Annotated in this window: 15 protein-coding genes; 4 read left to right on the forward strand and 11 right to left on the reverse strand. The window is 43.4% G+C overall.

Annotated features, from left to right (window positions below):
- Window positions 1-2 precede the first annotated feature (2 nt).
- Window positions 3-2705, reverse strand: a complete 2703-nt coding sequence (gene aceE, locus KVY11_RS08185; RefSeq protein ID WP_168158730.1) for a pyruvate dehydrogenase (acetyl-transferring), homodimeric type — start codon at window positions 2703-2705, stop codon at window positions 3-5.
- Window positions 2706-2982: 277 nt separating this feature from the next.
- The gene (locus KVY11_RS08190) at window positions 2983-3666 is read right to left on the reverse strand and encodes a M23 family metallopeptidase (RefSeq protein ID WP_125280667.1); all 684 of its coding nucleotides are present in this window, start codon (window positions 3664-3666) and stop codon (window positions 2983-2985) included.
- 108 nt (window positions 3667-3774) lie between these two features.
- Here KVY11_RS08190 and KVY11_RS08195 point away from each other — a divergent pair, with 108 nt between their 5' ends.
- A complete protein-coding gene (locus KVY11_RS08195; RefSeq protein ID WP_058870506.1) occupies window positions 3775-4215 on the forward strand; it encodes a hypothetical protein in 441 nt (146 codons plus the stop codon).
- Window positions 4216-4312: 97 nt separating this feature from the next.
- Here KVY11_RS08195 and lpxC read toward each other — a convergent pair whose 3' ends face one another.
- From lpxC to KVY11_RS08240, 9 genes are all read right to left on the reverse strand, one after another.
- On the reverse strand, window positions 4313-5215 hold the full coding sequence (gene lpxC, locus KVY11_RS08200) for a UDP-3-O-acyl-N-acetylglucosamine deacetylase (protein ID WP_062031958.1): 903 nt from the start codon (window positions 5213-5215) through the stop codon (window positions 4313-4315).
- 123 nt (window positions 5216-5338) lie between these two features.
- Window positions 5339-6535, reverse strand: coding sequence for a cell division protein FtsZ (gene ftsZ, locus KVY11_RS08205; protein ID WP_004691726.1), 1197 nt, complete (start codon window positions 6533-6535; stop codon window positions 5339-5341).
- A 163-nt stretch (window positions 6536-6698) separates the two neighbouring features.
- The gene (ftsA, locus tag KVY11_RS08210; protein ID WP_004691727.1) at window positions 6699-7961 is read right to left on the reverse strand and encodes a cell division protein FtsA; all 1263 of its coding nucleotides are present in this window, start codon (window positions 7959-7961) and stop codon (window positions 6699-6701) included.
- Window positions 7962-8027: 66 nt separating this feature from the next.
- Entirely contained in the window at window positions 8028-8882 is an 855-nt protein-coding gene (locus tag KVY11_RS08215) for a cell division protein FtsQ/DivIB (RefSeq protein WP_218288631.1), read from the reverse strand.
- The gene (locus tag KVY11_RS08220; protein WP_218288632.1) at window positions 8883-9812 is read right to left on the reverse strand and encodes a D-alanine--D-alanine ligase; all 930 of its coding nucleotides are present in this window, start codon (window positions 9810-9812) and stop codon (window positions 8883-8885) included.
- A gap of 56 nt (window positions 9813-9868) precedes the next feature.
- Entirely contained in the window at window positions 9869-11317 is a 1449-nt protein-coding gene (murC, locus tag KVY11_RS08225) for a UDP-N-acetylmuramate--L-alanine ligase (RefSeq protein ID WP_005401502.1), read from the reverse strand.
- A 12-nt stretch (window positions 11318-11329) separates the two neighbouring features.
- The gene (murG, locus tag KVY11_RS08230) at window positions 11330-12427 is read right to left on the reverse strand and encodes an undecaprenyldiphospho-muramoylpentapeptide beta-N-acetylglucosaminyltransferase (RefSeq protein WP_218288633.1); all 1098 of its coding nucleotides are present in this window, start codon (window positions 12425-12427) and stop codon (window positions 11330-11332) included.
- Window positions 12428-12907: 480 nt separating this feature from the next.
- Window positions 12908-13852 carry a glutathione synthase gene (gshB, locus tag KVY11_RS08235; protein ID WP_218288689.1) on the reverse strand — a complete coding sequence of 315 codons (945 nt, stop codon included), beginning with the start codon at window positions 13850-13852 and terminating at the stop codon, window positions 12908-12910.
- A gap of 215 nt (window positions 13853-14067) precedes the next feature.
- Window positions 14068-14550, reverse strand: a complete 483-nt coding sequence (locus KVY11_RS08240) for a glutathione peroxidase (RefSeq protein ID WP_062031943.1) — start codon at window positions 14548-14550, stop codon at window positions 14068-14070.
- 181 nt (window positions 14551-14731) lie between these two features.
- On the opposite strand from KVY11_RS08240, the gene KVY11_RS08245 reads away from it, so the two are divergent.
- The 3 genes from KVY11_RS08245 to KVY11_RS08255 all read left to right on the forward strand — a co-directional run bounded on the left by KVY11_RS08245 (window position 14732) and on the right by KVY11_RS08255 (window position 17825).
- The gene (locus KVY11_RS08245; RefSeq protein ID WP_218288634.1) at window positions 14732-15184 is read left to right on the forward strand and encodes a MarR family winged helix-turn-helix transcriptional regulator; all 453 of its coding nucleotides are present in this window, start codon (window positions 14732-14734) and stop codon (window positions 15182-15184) included.
- Window positions 15185-15382, forward strand: a complete 198-nt coding sequence (locus KVY11_RS08250; RefSeq protein WP_218288635.1) for a DUF3565 domain-containing protein — start codon at window positions 15185-15187, stop codon at window positions 15380-15382. It abuts the gene before it with no gap.
- 196 nt (window positions 15383-15578) lie between these two features.
- On the forward strand, window positions 15579-17825 hold the full coding sequence (locus KVY11_RS08255) for a TonB-dependent siderophore receptor (protein WP_218288636.1): 2247 nt from the start codon (window positions 15579-15581) through the stop codon (window positions 17823-17825).
- The last annotated feature ends 64 nt before the right edge of the window (window positions 17826-17889 follow it).

The following is a 17889-nucleotide window of genomic DNA, read 5'->3' on the forward strand; positions in this document are numbered from 1 at the left end:
GATTATTTCTCCTCTTTGTAGTCTGCAACAGCATGCACTTCAGGTGTTGCTTGCGGTGCCCACGCCACAGGACGATCGGTATCTAATTCAAAATTAGAAATGGCATCTTTGACTAAGCGTGCATCCACTTCACCTTCATCTGCTAATTTTTTCAAGGTTGCAACCACAATATGTGCAGCATCAACACCGAAGTAACTACGCAGGTTGGCACGAGTATCTGAGCGACCATAACCATCTGTACCCAATGCAACAAATGGGCGACCATCTGGCAGATACGCACGGATTTGTTCGCTATAAGCACGCATATGATCTGTTGCAGAAACAACAATACCAGCTTTGCTACGCAACTGCTGAGATACCCAAGCTTCTTTCACATCTTCAGTTACAGGGTGTAAGCGGTTGTATTCTTCACATGCCATACCATCACGTGCTAATTCGTTAAAGCTAGTCACGCTCCACACGTTTGAGTGAATTTGGTATTCATCACGTAAAATTTTCGCAGCTTTAATCACTTCACGCAGAATTACACCTGAACCCAACAGCTGAACAGTAGCTTTTTCATCTTCTTGGAACAGATACATACCACGTTTGATGCCTTCCTCAGCGCCTACTGGCATTTCAGGGTGCTCATAGTTTTCGTTCATTACGGTTAAGTAATAGAACACACGCTCTTGGTTCACATACATACGTTGTAAACCGTCATGCACGATCACCGCCAATTCATAACCGAAACATGGGTCATAAGATACGCAGTTTGGAATGGTGTTCGCAAGGATGTGTGAGTGGCCGTCTTGGTGTTGTAAGCCTTCACCGTTCAGTGTGGTACGACCAGCAGTTGCACCTAGCAAGAAGCCCTGCGCTTGAGCATCACCTGCTGCCCATGCAATATCACCAATACGTTGGAAACCAAACATCGAGTAGTACATGTACATTGGAATCATTGGCAAGTTATTGGTTGAATAACTGGTTGCCAACGCTGCCCATGCGCTCATCGCACCAGCTTCGTTAATCCCTTCTTGTAACATGTGACCGTCTTTGGCTTCACGGTAATGCATCAATTGTTCTTGGTCTTCTGGGGTATATTTCTGACCATGCGCAGCATAAATACCCAACTGACGGAACATACCTTCTAAACCAAACGTACGCGCTTCATCAGGAACAATTGGCACCACACGGTCTTTAATCGCTTTTTCTTTCAATAACGAAGAAATTAAACGCACCATGACCATGGTGGTCGATTGCTCTTTACCTGCAGAACCTTTGAGTACCGCATCGAATACCGATAACTCAGGAATCGCCAGCTGCTCGCTTTCTTTACGACGTGCAGGCAAGTAACCACCCAAAGCCTCGCGACGCGCCTTCATGTATTTCAATTCTGGCGAGTTTTCACTTGGACGATAGAATGGAACTTCTTCAAGTTGCGCATCGGTAAACGGCAAGTTGAAACGGTTACGCACATACTTCAACGAATCAATTTGCATTTTCTTGATTTGATGCGTTTTGTTGACCGCTTCAATTTCTTCAGATAAGCCATAACCTTTGACTGTTTTCGCAAGGATGACCGTCGGCTGACCTTTGGCTTTCATGGCTTCCGCATAGGCTGCAAAGACTTTATACGGGTCATGACCACCACGGTTTAGGTTATCAATATCCTCATCACTAAGGTCTTTGATTAATTCTTTCGCTTCAGGATATTTACCAAAGAATTTCTCACGCGTGTACGCACCGCCTTTCACTTGGTAGCGTTGGTAATCACCATCCACCGCTTCTTCCATTACTGCTTTTAAAGCGCCAGTGCTATCTTTAGCTAGTAGTGGATCCCAATGACGACCCCATACCACTTTAATGACACGCCAGCCTGCACCACGGAATAGAGATTCTAATTCTTGAATGATTTTGCCGTTACCACGTACTGGGCCATCCAGACGTTGTAAGTTACAGTTCACCACCCAGATCAAGTTATCGAGTTTTTCACGTCCAGCCAGTGAGATTGCACCTGTACTTTCAGGCTCGTCCATCTCACCATCGCCTAGATACGCCCAGACTTTACGGTCTTCTTCTTTAATCAAACCACGGTTCATCAAATACTTTTGAATATGTGCTTGATAAATCGACATGATTGGCCCTAGACCCATCGATACGGTCGGGAACTGCCAATAGTCAGGCATTAAATACGGGTGCGGATACGAAGGTAAACCAATCCCCCCGACTTCGCGGCGGAAATTATTCAAATGCTCTTCGGTTAAACGACCTTCAAGGAATGAACGTGCATAGATGCCCGGTGCACAGTGACCTTGATAATAGATCATGTCCCCGCCAAAATTGTCGTTATTGGCACGGAAAAAGTGGTTAAAGCCAACATCATATAAAGTTGCTGAAGATGCAAAGCTGGCCAAGTGACCACCTAAATCATCACCCGTTTTATTGGCACGAAGTACCATCGCTAGCGCATTCCAACGAATCAATGCACGGATACGACGCTCCATGTCTTGATCGCCTGGCATTGCAGGTTCTTCAGCCACTGAAATTGTATTTAAATAAGGCGTGTTTAAACGCTGAATAGGGACATGTTTAGCGATGGCTTGTTGATACAGTTTTTCCAATAGAAAAGCTGCACGCTCAGTCCCCATGTGTTGTAAAACGGAGTCAAACGCATCTTGCCATTCTTGCGTTTCTTGCGCGTCAGTATCACCATAAAACGCCATAATTCACCTATTTCGATATCCTAATCTTATACGTTAATATGTATCATACTTTCGTCCTATAAGAGTATCGCCACAGCTGAATATGGCTGAGCCATACTATTTAGCAACTAAATAGTCATTGACCATTCGTTACCCAAGATAACAAAAAACCGCCAATTTAGGCGGTTTTTTATACATTTAATGCTATTTTTTGATGCTAACTTAGATTTCGTCAGAGCTGTATTCCTTTTTCAAGCATCAGACCAACGGTAAGTTCGGATCATCGATCAAATCGGGATTAAGGCAACATGGCTAGATAAGTCGATGGGTTTTTGCGTTGACCATCTTTAACTACTTCATAGTGTAAATGTGGGCCAGTACAACGACCTGTACAACCAACATTAGCAATATGTTCACCCGCGTCTACACGGTCGCCAACACGAGCGATTAAACGTGATGCATGAGCATAGCGCGTGATATAACCATTGCCATGGTTAATTTCAACATATTGACCATAGCCCGTACCCCAACCTGACTTGGTCACAATCCCTGGGCCTGTCGCATAAATCGGTGTACCGCTTGGCGCAGCAAGATCTAGACCTGAGTGGCGCTCAGCACGACCATTCATTGTACGACCACCGTAACTTGAGCTAACACGTGCACTTGGAAGCGGGTGTGTCACTAACCACGAATATGGATTATTTGAAAAACTTTTTGCAGAGGATTCCGAACCGTATTTTTTCGCCAGTGAAGCGTTGTTGAGCTCAACCGTTTTCTCACGTAGTTTCACGGACATTTTCGTTTCGGCAGGGATATCAATATCATTCGATTCGGTATAAGCGCCTTCCGATAAAGTGCGTGTCAATTGCTCAATTCGATCCGAAGAAGCATTATTTGTATTGAGTTCTACCAAATCAGCGAAGGCTACTGAAGCAGCCGATGCCGCAAAAGAAAAAGCCAACAAAATACGTCGCATATGCATAAAAAACCTCTTAAAACTGTTCTTACGAATGTTTCTTGCGTGATCTCGTCCTTGATATCTACCGAAAGAAGCGCATAAGATTAAGACATTAACATGAAGGAAATATGTATGTCCGAACCAGTGAATCTCTTTCAACAAACCAGAAAACACATAAAAACAGGAAACTTAACGTTTCTCTCAAAGCAAGTAACTGCATGGCAGAAACTTACAAAACTGATTCAACCTATCCTACCGCAACCAGAGCAGTGGCAGGTTGTTTGTTATCAATATGGTATTTTGACGATTACCGGCGAAAATCAAGCGATGATTAGTCAACTTGGTTACCTTCAAAAACAATATATTGCACAACTGTCGGAACTTGATGAGTTTAAAGACCTACAAAAACTCCAAGTTCGTTTGAGAATCCCCTCTCAAACACCCGCAAAGATACAATCTATTTCAAGATCGCTAAGCACAGAAACTCAAGACTTAATCCGAGGTGCTGCTGACTTTGTGAGCGACCCTAAGCTTAGCCAAGCAATGCGACGTTTGGCAAGCAAAAAAAAGTAACCTCGTCTCGACCCGCTTCAGAATTGCGTTTTTAAAATGATAAATTCATCACATTTATATTTGTTACAATATAACATCACACAATAAAGACAATGACTTAAGTCACACTCACATAAGGAATTGGACACTGATCTTCGTCATTAAATGTTACAATTTCATAGCTGCTTGGATCACTTTGGACATTGCGCAATAATTGATTATTCAAAGCATGCCCAGACTTATATCCATCAAATTTGGCAATAATTTGGTGACCGAGCAAGTAAAGATCCCCCACCGCATCTAATATTTTGTGACGAACAAACTCATCTGAGAAGCGCAAACCTTCTTCATTCACCACCCCCGTTTCATCGACGCCAATGGCATTGTCTAAACTTGCCCCCAAAGCGAGATTATTGGCTTTGAGATAGTCCAAATCTTTCATAAAACCAAAAGTACGAGCCTCGCTGACTTCATAAACAAAGGTTTCGGTTGAAAAATCAATAGTGGCAGACTGATATTCTTTCTTAAAAGCGGGATGGTCGAAGTCAATGGTAAAATTGAGTTGGAAACCCTCATGCGGGCGGAAAATGGCGCGTTTGTCGTCGATAAGTGCTTCTACAGGTTTGAGGATTTTTATAAATTTTTTAGGGGCATCCAGTTCTTTGAGACCACCTTGCATGAGCAAGTAAATAAACGGACCTGCACTGCCATCCATAATTGGGACTTCAGAGGCAGACACTTCAATGATCAAGTTATCAATACCCAAACCTGCAATTGCACTCATAACATGTTCAATCGTACCGACTTTGGCATCTTCTTGAACTAAGTTTGAACACATGAAGGCTTCTTGGATCAACATCGCATTTGCACGAATGTCGACCGGTGGATTGAGATCGATACGACGAAACACAATTCCTCCGTCCGCATGATGTGGCACAAAGTTAATTAAGACTTTTTGACCACTATGCAAACCAATGCCGCTTGCTTTAACGACACGTTGTAGAGTTCTTTGTTTCAACATGTTTCATATCATCTCACCACTAAACCGCTATACGTTAGCATATTTAGCCATTGATAAAAAACAAAAAGGTAGTCAGAGACTACCTTTTCTTCATCACATGTGGCTTAACCACATAGATAAATATTACTTACGCTGTTGATTTTTCAAGTAATCTTGAATACTCATTGGTGTTGGGCGTGCAGCACTCACTGTCGATGCAGAACTCGCTGCAGCAGCCACGTCTTGGTTCTGACGCTGGATTGCAGGCACATCATCATCTTCAACAACCGCTTGCGTTGCATGCCCATGTTGTGCTACCTGCACATGTGCATTTGGACGCTTCACTGGCTCAGCAGAATCTGCTGAGTTTCGAGTTAAACCTGTTGCAATGACAGTGACACTGATTTCATCACGCGCGTCTGGATCAAATACGGTACCGTAGAAGACTTGGCCTTCGTCTAGATCGACAATTTGGTTCACAACGTCGGTAATTTCTTCAATTTCGCCAAACGTAACATCATCACCACCCGTTACATTAATCAGAATCCCTTTGGCATTCATAATGGTGACATTATCCAGCAATGGGCTACGGATCGCTTGTTCAGCTGCTTGACGTGCACGGTTTTCACCACGACCTAAACCCGCACCCATCATGGCATAACCACGTGTGCTCATCGCAGTTTTCAAGTCAGCAAAGTCAAGGTTAATATGACCTGGGCGCACCACCAAATCAAAGATACTACGGACCGCATTTAATAAGACATCATCCGCTTTTTTGTAAGCATCTTTCATTGAGATGTCACGGAAAACTTTTAACAAACGTTGGTTTGGAATGATGATTAAAGAATCTACATGCGCTTCTAATGCTTCAATACCTTGCTCAGCAGACTGAAGACGACGTTTACCTTCAAAGTTAAACGGTGTCGTTACTACGCCTACGGTTAAAATGCCCATTTCTTTGGCAATTTCAGCAACCACTGGCGCAGCACCTGTACCTGTACCACCGCCCATACCAGCAGTGACAAACACCATGTCAGTACCTTCAAGGTGCTGGCGAATCAAGTCACGACTTTCTTCAGCCGCTGCTTGACCTACATTTGGATTGGCGCCCGCACCCAAGCCACGGGTACTTTGCTCACCCAACTGGATTTTGAATTGTGCATTCATACGGTCTAGCGCTTGCTTGTCCGTATTGGCACATACAAATTTTACACCTTGAATATCTGACTCAAGCATGTGTTGTACGGCGTTACCACCTGCACCACCAACACCAAACACAGTAAAACGGGCTTGACCGTTGCTATCGGTTTGATCATCTTCTAAAAATTCAAATGAGGCCATGACCTATAGATTTCCTAATTCGTTATTGGCAGTCACTTAAGCCCGTATACTGCCTTGATCTTAATAAACAAAATTGCTTTTAAGCATGCTGTGCAAGCCATAGCTTGTCAAGTTTAAGCGATGCGTTGTACAACTTCTTAACAATATTCCAAAAAAATTCAACTTAAAAAACAGATTTCAGCTTTTCATTGAGTCCAGACCAAGCACGTCCAACGCGTTTAATCAGAGACAGTTTTTCTGTATCTTCTGGTTCCACTATGGTTTCTTGTGTTTCGCTCTGACTAAACATCAACAAACCTGCAGCAGTGGCATACTGAGAGCGACGCAGTGCGGCAATATTTTGCTCATCTGCTGTCACTTGCACAGGTGGATTACCCAAATGTGCAGACACACCCAACATACGACGAGTCAGCGTCACCATACCTTCGATTTGACTGGCATCACCAGTTAACACCACACCATGATACAAACCATGAATCGCACCATTACGCTCTAGCTCTTGGCGAACTTGGCCTAAGATTTCTTCATAACGCGCAATCACGATTTCAGTCAGCTCAATACGACTAATCGTTTGCGGACCATCAATCCCTTGGATCTGAATCATATGGTCCGGTTTAACCGACTTAATGTCGACACACCCATAGAGTAATTTAATTCGCTCAGCTTCTTCAGTGGTGGTTTGTAACACAGCAGCAATATCACGGGTGACATGTTCGCCACCACGCTGCAAAGTATGTGTCAACGCCAAACGACCATCCAAATACACCGCAATGTTGGTGGTACCTGCACCAATATCGACTAAACAGACGCCATACTCTTTTTCATCTTTGAGTAGGCTCGCTTCTGCCGTTGCCAGACAAGACACCACCAGTTTCTCCACCCCGATGTTCGCGCCTTTTAAGGCCCGATCAAGGTTTTGCATGGTACTAATTGGTAACATCATCAACTGATAATGACCAATCATGCTGTGTGCAGACATCCGTATTGGGTTTTGTACCCACTCAGTGGAGTCATCCAACTCAAAGCCCAGTGGAACAGCACTAACCAAATAATGATCCGAGGTCATGTGGCTGGCTTTGGCCAACTCTAATGCACGAACCACTTCACTTGTTGTAATTGTATGGTCAGTATTTTCAACTGGCGTTCGTCCAGATGCATAAAAGCTTTTTAACTCGGCACTTGGGATTGAGACCCACGCGGAATGGACACGGCATTCAGCCATATCTTCTGCTTCTTGCACGGCATTTTTTATCGCTGTAATGACTTTATCAAGACTTACAATTTTTCCTTTATTCATGCCTCGGTTACGAGCAGTTGCCATTCCTATCACTTGGATATTGTCTGGCGCATGTACCTTACCAATCAAAACTGAAACTTTGTGCGTCCCAATGTCAATCGCAACAACTGAGGGAACCGCTTCATTCATTATTTACTACTACCATCACATGTTTGTTTAATTTATGGCTTTATGCCTCTGTTTTAAAGCCAAGTATTATGGCTTTGCTGCTGCTCCACCTGCAATGCTTGTGTCATCAATCGTTACAACAAAATGACCATTTGCTATCTTTGGTGCGGCAGCATTCTTCCATTGGATGGCCAAGCCATTTCGATAACGCAAATCAATGGCAGATACTTTGGCCCAAACTGGCTTCAAATCACTTTGAGCCAAATAACTCAAACGTTGCAGCTTACTCATGGTTTGATCCTGATCTACGATAACACGTAAACCTGAATCGAACTGCATAAACCAAGTCATACGCTCCGTTAAATATAATTCTTTTAAACGGAGATTGACTGGCTGGAATAATTGATTAATTTCATTATAACGGCGCATCATCATTTTAGACTGACTGATTGGGCCGTGTAATAAAGGCAAATTCTGATTATTTTTCGGTGTCACTTCGCTAAATACGTCACCACTGTCACTTAAGAGACGCCCTGTCCCCCAACGTGCAATTGCATGCCGAGGCATGACGCGAACGCGAATCGCATTCGGCCATGCCCGCGAAACCACCACACGATCGACCCAAGCCAGCTCTAAAGTACGATCACGAATTTCTTCTAAATCTGAGGTGAAATAATTATGAGTAATGGCTGGTGAAACATGTTCCATCACCTGATTTTTTTCCGCCTCAGAACGTACACCTACCACATCAAGTTCGGCCACACGTGCATCTGTCATGACTTGATATAAGCCATAAATACCAACCAACAGCACCGCCACAGCAACGACCAACATCACCCAACCACCGAAGTTGGCAAGCTTTTCCTTACGCGTCGGTGGTTTATCATGTATCGAAGTAATCGCTGCGCGTTTACGGCGCATAGAAGCGGGTAATTGCGCCATTTAGTGAGCCGCACCTGTCAGTGTTTGCTCTAAAATTTGGACACAAAGCGCATCAAAGCTATAACCCACTGCATTTGCTGCTTTTGGTACCAAAGAGTGACTGGTCATCCCAGGTACGGTGTTCACCTCTAGCAACCAGAAATTGCCTTGCTCATCTTGCATCGCATCTATACGGCCCCAACCACTTGCACCCACCGCTTGGAATGCACGGAGGCAAAGCGCTTGCAACTTTTGCTCTTCTTCAGCGCTTAAGCCACACGGAATTCCGTATTCCACATCATTACGTTGATATTTCGCTTCATAATCATAAAAAGCCACATCTGCAGGCGGTTGTAGGCGAATCACAGGTAGCGGTTGACCATTTAAAAATGAAATCGTGAATTCACGTCCCGTAATCCATTTTTCAGCCATCACCACAGCATCGTGTTGGGTCGCTTTGGCAATTGCCGCTGCCAAATCTTCTGCTTTTTCGACTTTACTCATGCCGACACTTGAACCTTCGTGTACTGGCTTGATAATCAGTGGGAGGCCCAAATTCGCTACCACTTCAGCCAAATCTGACTCTTGGCTAATGATGCGATAAGGCGCTGTTGGTAAGTCTGAACCCTGCCAAATTTGCTTGGTTTTAACTTTATCCATACCAATGGCAGAACCCTGTACGCCTGTTCCGGTATAGGGGATGTTGAGCCACTCTAAAACCCCTTGGATTTGCCCGTCTTCTCCACCACGACCATGCAACACAATAAATGCACGGTCATAACCGACCAATTCGGTCACACTACGCTCTTTCGGGTCAAAAGCTTCTGCATTTACACCTGAACGAACCAATGCTTCAAGTACAGCTGCACCACTATCTAGAGAAACCTCACGCTCAGCAGACTTACCACCAAGCAACACCGCTACTTTGCCGAATTTTGAAGCATTTGACACGTTGATATCCTTAAACTTTATAACTGTTTTATTCATTGAGTAATCACAAAACGTGATTATTTTAAATATAAATGATTGCTTGCAAGCTCAACCGAGATAGCCCCCACATTACCTGCGCCTTGCGTCAATAACAAGTCATCCGCTTGTAACACTTTTTTCAACGCATGCTGCAAATTACCTTCGACTGGATCGATCAAAATCGGCTCTACATCGCCACGTAAACGAATACTACGTGCCAATGAACGACTATCCGCCCCCACAATCGGTTTTTCGCCCGCAGGATAGACTTCAAGTAGTAATAGCTGATCGACATGTGACAATACATCCACAAAGTCATCGAAACAGTCACGGGTACGGCTAAAACGGTGTGGCTGGAACATCATCACTAAACGGCGATCTGGATGGCTTGCACGTGCCGCTTTAATGGTCGCTTCGACTTCTTTAGGATGGTGACCATAGTCATCCACCAATTTCACGTTGCCGCCGTCGATGTCAAATTCACCTTGGACTTGGAAACGACGACCTACACCGCTGAAACTTTCTAACGCACGTGCAATCGCAGCATCAGACACACCTTCATCGGTTGCAATACCAATCGCTGCAAGCGCATTTAAAATATTATGCAAACCCGGCAAATTGATGGTTAAACGCAAAGGCTCACGATCTTTACGTAATACGGTAAAGTGCGACTGCATGCCTTCTTGTTCAATATCCACTGCACGAATGTCATTGTCTTCGTTAAAACCATACGTGATCAATGGACGACCAATGCGCGGCATGATTTCACGAATGTTGGCATCATCGCCACATACTACAGCCAAGCCGTAAAACGGTAGTTTTTGTAAGAACTGCACAAAGGTATCTTTTAAGACATCGAAACTACCACCATAGGTGTCCATGTGGTCTGCATCAATATTGGTCACGATGGTAGCCATCGGTTGCAAATGCAGGAATGATGCATCTGACTCATCTGCCTCTGCCACGATAAAACGACTCGCACCCAGCGCAGCATTCACACCGGTACGGTTCAGCAACCCACCAATCACATAAGTTGGATCGAGATTTTCTTCTGCCAACATGCACGTGACTAGACTTGTGGTCGTGGTTTTACCATGTGTTCCCGCAACTGCAATCCCATGACGGTAGCGCATCAGCTCACCCAGCATTTCTGCACGGCGCACCACAGGTGTACGCGTTTCAATAGCCGCTTTAATTTCTGGGTTTTCTGCATCAATTGCAGTCGACACCACAATCACGTTTGCCCCTTGAATATTTTCAGCCGTATGCCCGATATAGACTTTGATGCCGTTTTCTTCAAGCTGAGCCGTGGTTTTTGATGCTTTGATATCTGAACCTGAGACTTTGTAGCCTTGGTTCTTGAGCACTTCAGCAATACCACACATACCCGCACCACCAATCCCAATAAAATGGATGTGCTTAATACGGCGCATTTCTGGCACTTTAATTAACTTTTTTGCTTGATCAGCAGGCGTAGATGGCGACATAAAATACTCGGTTTACAATGCTTGAATTAAACGAACCACATGTTGGGTTGCATCGGGTTGTGCTTGCTGACGTGCTTTCACTGCCATTTCAGACAATAACTGACGGTTCATCAAGGGTAATAATAATTCTTTTAAACTCTCGGGCGTCATGCTTGCTTGCGGGCAAATTTTGGCTGCACCAATATTGGCTAAGAACTTTGCATTAGCCGTTTGGTGATCATCCACTGCGCTTGGCAGTGGAACAAACACCGCAGCCACACCCGCAGTGGCAATTTCGGTCACGGTTAACGCCCCAGCACGGCAAATAATTAAATCGGCATCGCTATAGGCTTGGGCCATATCTTCAATAAAAGGGTGGACTTCAACCTGAAGCTGTTCAGGAGCATCGGTATAACGCGCTTGGGTCGCATCTGCATGGTTTTGACCACACTGATGATAAACGCTTAACGGCACATTCAATTGCTTCAATGCTTCAGGAACACGCTCATTTAACGCTTGTGCACCCAACGAGCCACCCACAATTAAAACTCGAAGCATGGCCCCTGCTTTTTCACGTTCTTGATAACGCCAAGACGGATTTAAAATTTCCGTAATTTCTTTGCGGACGGGATTGCCCGTGGTCACAATTTTATCTTGTGCAGCAAAGGTGTTTGGAAAAGCCTGACACACTGTTTTGGCAATACGTGATAACTGCGTATTGGTAAATCCAGCAATCGCATTCTGCTCATGAATAATCACAGGAATACCCAGTGCGCGCGCAGCCAATCCACCAGGCCCAGCGACATAACCCCCAAAGCCCGCGACGGCATCGACTTTGAGCTGCTTCATGTAACGCATTGCACTTAAAGTGGCTTTTAAAATTTTAAAGGGTGCCAATACTTTGCGGACTAAGCCATTGCCGCGCACACCTTGAATATCAATTTGATAAATTGGGATATCGTGATTTTTAAGCAGGCGATTTTCCATACCTGTAGGCGTAGCAAGCCACGAGACTTGACAGCCTTGTTGCTGTAATTCCTTAGCCACAGCAAGTGCTGGAAAAACATGCCCGCCCGTTCCGGCAGCCATCATCATTACATGTTTCGGCTTTGTTGGTGTTGCTTCGGTCACAGTCTAATTCTTCAATTCTAAAAATATGGAAACAAAATTCAATTTTAAGCGATCAATTGTAATCACAAACGCATAGCCGCGAAAGATTATTTACTTTTTTTCAACAGGTATTTGATTGTTTTTTTCTACTGATTTTCAAGTTTAAACTAGATTTGTTATCAGATGTGCATTTTTACTCAAACTACAGCACACAATCAGGCTCAACAGTGCAATTGGAGATATTTAAAAATAAAACAATGAAGCTGATTTGAATCAAATATTTAACATCATTCTAAAGTGTAATTCACTTCATTTTAGCGGCTAGAAATACAATCTGAGTGCATACATTTGAACAGAATGAAAATTAGTGGTGTCTAGCAACATAATCCGCTTTATTTTCAACCAAATTTATACACTTTGCAGCAAAGTACAGCTCTATTCCAAAACCGACCACCTCCATGAAAGAAAAAAGGAACCATTTCAGGTTCCTTTTCTGTCATTTTAGCTGGCTTTGCCTGCTTCTAAAATATCAAATAAAATATCGGCAATCGAGGTACCAAATTGTGCATCAATCTCACGAATACAGGTTGGACTGGTGACATTAATCTCGGTCACATAGTTGCCAATTACATCAAGTCCGACAAAAACCAAACCTTTTTCACGTAAGAAGGGCCCCACTTTTGCAGCAATCGCCTTGTCGTTTTCAGTCAAAGGACGTGCTTGACCCAAACCACCTGCGGCCAAATTCCCACGCACTTCACCGTTTTGTGGAATACGCGCCAAGCAATACGGAATCGGTTCACCATTGACCAGCAAAATACGCTTATCCCCTTCCACAATTTCAGGAATATAACGCTGCGCCATAATCGGACGTGTGCCCATCTCCGTCAACATTTCCAAAGTTGAGCCAATGTTCACACCATCTTGATATAAACGGAAAATTCCCATCCCCCCCATACCATCAAGCGGCTTCACAATCACATCACCATGTTCTTTGATAAATTCACGAATGAGGCTTTGTTGTGAAGTCACCAATGTAGGCACTTGGAGTTCGGGGAACTGCGTGGCAAACAGTTTTTCATTACAATCACGTAAGGACTGTGGTTTGTTGATAATCCACGCACCTTCACGTTCCGCTTGTTCCAAAATATAGGTGGTGTAGACAAAGTTCATGTCGAACGGTGGATCTTTACGCATCAAGATCACATCGTAATCGGCCAAGGACTCTTTTTGCTGTTCACCCAACTCAAAATAATGATCGTAATCTTCAAACACCTTTAAGGGAGAAATCAGACCAAAGGCTTTGCCTTGATCGATATATAAATCGTGTTGTAATGCATAACCCAGTTCATGTCCGCGACGGCTTGCTGCCCATAACATAGCCATGGTGGAATCTTTTTTCAGATTCACCGTTTCAATCGGGTCCATCACTACCAGTACACGCATAATTCTCACGCTCATATTTTTTAAACTTGGCAAAAAGTATAGCGAAGTTTTCAGGTTTGGGTGCAACAAGTTGTGTAATAATTAAAGATTAAAAAATCTATTTTATTCAAATAACTACAACACACTGCAGTAACAAATCAGATACTAACTGCTCGATACAACAAAGGAAGTATGCGCCTATTACCACACGGCAGCTCCTTTCCACACTTTCTCCATTAAGTCAAAAGGCGTTGAATATCCTTGGCAATTTTTTCAGGTTTAACAATCGGCGCATAGCGTTTCACCACCTGCCCTTTTTGGTTAATGAGAAATTTGGTGAAATTCCATTTGATGCTTTGACTACCTAAAATGCCTTTAGCTTCAGTGGTTAAATACTGATACAGCGGATGCGCTGTAGGACCATTCACGTCAACTTTGGCAAACATCGGGAAAGAGACCCCATAATTACGCTGACAAAAACTGCCGATCTCTTCATTACTCGCAGGGTCTTGCTGCGCAAATTGGTTGCAGGGAAAACCTAAAATCAGCAGACCTTGCTGTTGATAGTCCTGATATAACTGTTCCAAGCCTTCAAATTGCGGGGTTAAACCACATTGGCTGGCGGTATTCACCACCAATAAAACCTTGCCCTGATAATCGGCCAGATTTTTTTGCTCGCCTTCCAACAGTTCGGCCTGAAAATCATAAATTGTGCTCATTACATCTCTTCCATTCATCAAAATGTCATTACTGAAAGTCGCTTCAAAAGCTGAACCGACTTCATCCGCAAAATAATATCGCACACAATTAACTTGCGCACAATATTATTATGCGCAATATACTTTCATCCCTATTTCATTTATACTGCTTTACAGACATTAACACCCAAGGACATGCAATATGGCGGACACCCCACTTTTAGAAAACCGCGTGTGTTTTGCCATGTATTCCGCAACCAATGCCATGGTTCGTCAATACCGTCCACGCTTACAGGTTTACGATCTGACCTATCCGCAATTTATTGTTTTGTTGGCTTTATACGAGCAGGACAATGTGACGCTGACCGAGATTGGACAAAAAACCTTTTTTGACTCAGGTACCTTGACCCCCATTATTAAAAAACTAGAAGAAAAACAGTTTTTAAAGCGTGTTGCCGTCAAAGAAGATGAACGTATGAAAAAAGTCGTTCTGCTGGAAAAAGCACTCTTAGCCAAAAATAAAATTATGGCCATTCCATTTGAGCTGGCGTGTTCTTTAGGTCTAGATCCCGATGATTTGGTAGCCATCCATCAATTGTGTCAACGTTTTTTGAATGGCTTAGAACAGCCTCAACACGATAGTCGAGATACTTAAGTGCAACAAGCGATTGTCGGTTTTCATCTCGATGAAGAACATCATTGGGTGGCGGAGCTTGCCTGTGGCCACACACAACATGTCCGCCATACTCCACCGTGGCAAAACCGTCCTTGGGTACAAACTGAGCAAGGACGCCAAGAAAAAATAGGCATTCTTTTAAGCTGTAAAAAATGCATGGAAAATGCACAAAAATAATTCTTTTACATTTTCTTCAAATTTTAATGCTTATTTATCAATTTTTTAGAAAAATTAAAAAGCCTGTACATCTGTACTTTTCAACCCAGTAAAACTATGTAGAAAAAATGAATATTACCGTAAGTCTTGTTCATTTTTGGTAAATGATTATACTTCTCATTTTTATTGGCAATTCACTCTCTCCGAGCCTTAAATCATGATGAAATTTTCACCACAGCCGCTTTGTGGTTCTAACCTATTCAAATATAGCCTTCTCAGCTTTATGATTTTAAATGCGCATGCAGCCTATGCGGATGAAGCGACACTACAAAATAATGAGAACCCCTCCTCTCAAGCGATGACAAACAAATCGGGCACAGCAGCAGTTTTGCCCACCTTAAAAATTGAGGCAATGAGTGAACTTGATCCAATCAAAAGCTATGTCGATTATGATCAGGCCAATGTCACACGGAATGGTTTAAAGAAAAAAGACATTCCTCAAACCATCGACACCATCGATGTACAGAAATATAAAATCTATGGCTCTAACGACCTCAGTGTGATGCTACAAGGCACACCAGGGGTATCCACCAGCTACGATATGCGCGGTGATGGCATCACCCTCCGTGGTTTCTCTGCCGACTCGGGTGATATTTACCGTGATGGTATCCGTGAAAGTGGTCAAGTCCGTCGTAGTACAGCCAACATTGAACGGATCGAAATTTTAAAAGGCCCTGCCTCTGTGTTATACGGGCGTAGTGCAGGCGGTGGTGTGGTCAATATGGTGAGTAAATACGCCAACTTTGACTCGAAAAGTTCCGTCGTCACTTACGTAGGCTCATATGATAACTACGGTGCAACAGCAGATATTAACCAAGTGTTGAATGACAACTGGGCTGTCCGTTTGACGGGTGAATACGGTGAAGCGGATAGTTTTCGTTCAGGCATCGACAGTAAAATTGAAATGATCTCGCCAAGTTTCACTTATAAAAATGATGATGAAACCCTTACGTGGACCACGCAATATACCTATGACAAATTAGGTCGAGTGCCAGACCGCGGACCAAGTTATAGTGTTTTACCTGCTGGAACATCGATTAAAACGGGTTTTGCTCAAGAGGGTGATTATGTCAATGACGTGCTACAGGTCATTCGCTCAGATGTAAGTTATGAATTTGCGCCAAATTGGACTTTCCATTGGGCTGCGAGCTACAGACAAGCCGAACAAAACTTTGATCATTTTTATTTAGGTGGCTACTGCGCAACTGCGACTACTGTAATCCGTAACGCAGGCACATGCCAAGGTCATGTAGGCGACATCTCTCAAATCTATTATTGGCAACAAACAGACAATAAAACCACAAGTAATACTTTTGATATTAAAGGCGAATTCAACACGGGATCAATTAAACACAACCTTGTTTTCGGCAGTGACTGGAGCTACGAACAGCGCGAACCGCGTCTAGCCAATACCAATCAAAATGGTTCTGCAATTTATGGTTATGTAGACCCAATTACAGGTGAACGCCAAGCCAGTCGAGGTACAGGTCCACTTAAAATTAGTCAGCACAATTATAATCAGGGTACAAGTTTAGGTTTCTTTGCCCAAGACTTAATCAGCCTAAATGAACAATTCAAAATCATGCTCGGTATGCGCTACGACAGCTATGATTTTTCTACCACCAACAAACTACCAAATGTTGATGCAGATAAACGTAAACGATCTGTCGATGATGATTCATTTAGCCCAAATGTCGGCGTGGTCTGGCAGCCGAATGAACATCAAAGTCTGTATGCATCATACAGTAAAAGTTTTGCTCCCTTTGGTGGCTCTATGGGTGTAAACCCAATTTCATCAGCAAACCAAGATATGAGTATCTTTAATGCTGAACCCCAATATAATGAACAGTACGAAATTGGCGTGAAAAGTGATTGGTTCGATGAACGCCTAAATACACAGTTCTCTGTTTATGACATTCGTAAAAAGAATATTCGCTACCGCCCAGACCCAGATGTTCCAGACGTATGGGCCGTAGGTGGTGAACATCAATCCAAAGGCTTAGAATTTAGTTTCATTGGTCGTGTATTAGATAATTTATTTGTCCGCGGTGGTTATGGCTATACTGATGCTGAAGTTAAAAAAGACAAAGAAAAGCCTGAAAATGTAGGAAATACCCTTTCTAATACCTCTAAAAATACAGGCAACCTGTTTGTGCGCTACTTACCTACAGAAAAACTCTATGGTGAAGTTGGCGTGACTTATGTCGGCTCTTACTATCCAAACATCAATAACTTGACCAAAATGGATGGTTTCAATCGTGTCGATGCTGCCATTGGTTATAGTGCTGATCCATGGAACGTGACTTTAGCTGTCAGTAACTTGACCAATAAAGAATACTGGCGTTCAGACTCTATGCCAGGTACACCACGTAGCTTCCTCATGCGTTTGAACTACCAGTTCTAAACCCTTTCAGTTAAAACGCCATCTCCAGCGGAACAGGTCACTGTTCCGCTTTTTTATGCTTAGC

The sequence above is a fragment of the Acinetobacter sp. CWB-G5 genome (genome assembly GCF_019209785.1).
In the GTDB taxonomy this organism is placed as follows: Bacteria; Pseudomonadota; Gammaproteobacteria; order Pseudomonadales; family Moraxellaceae; genus Acinetobacter; species Acinetobacter johnsonii.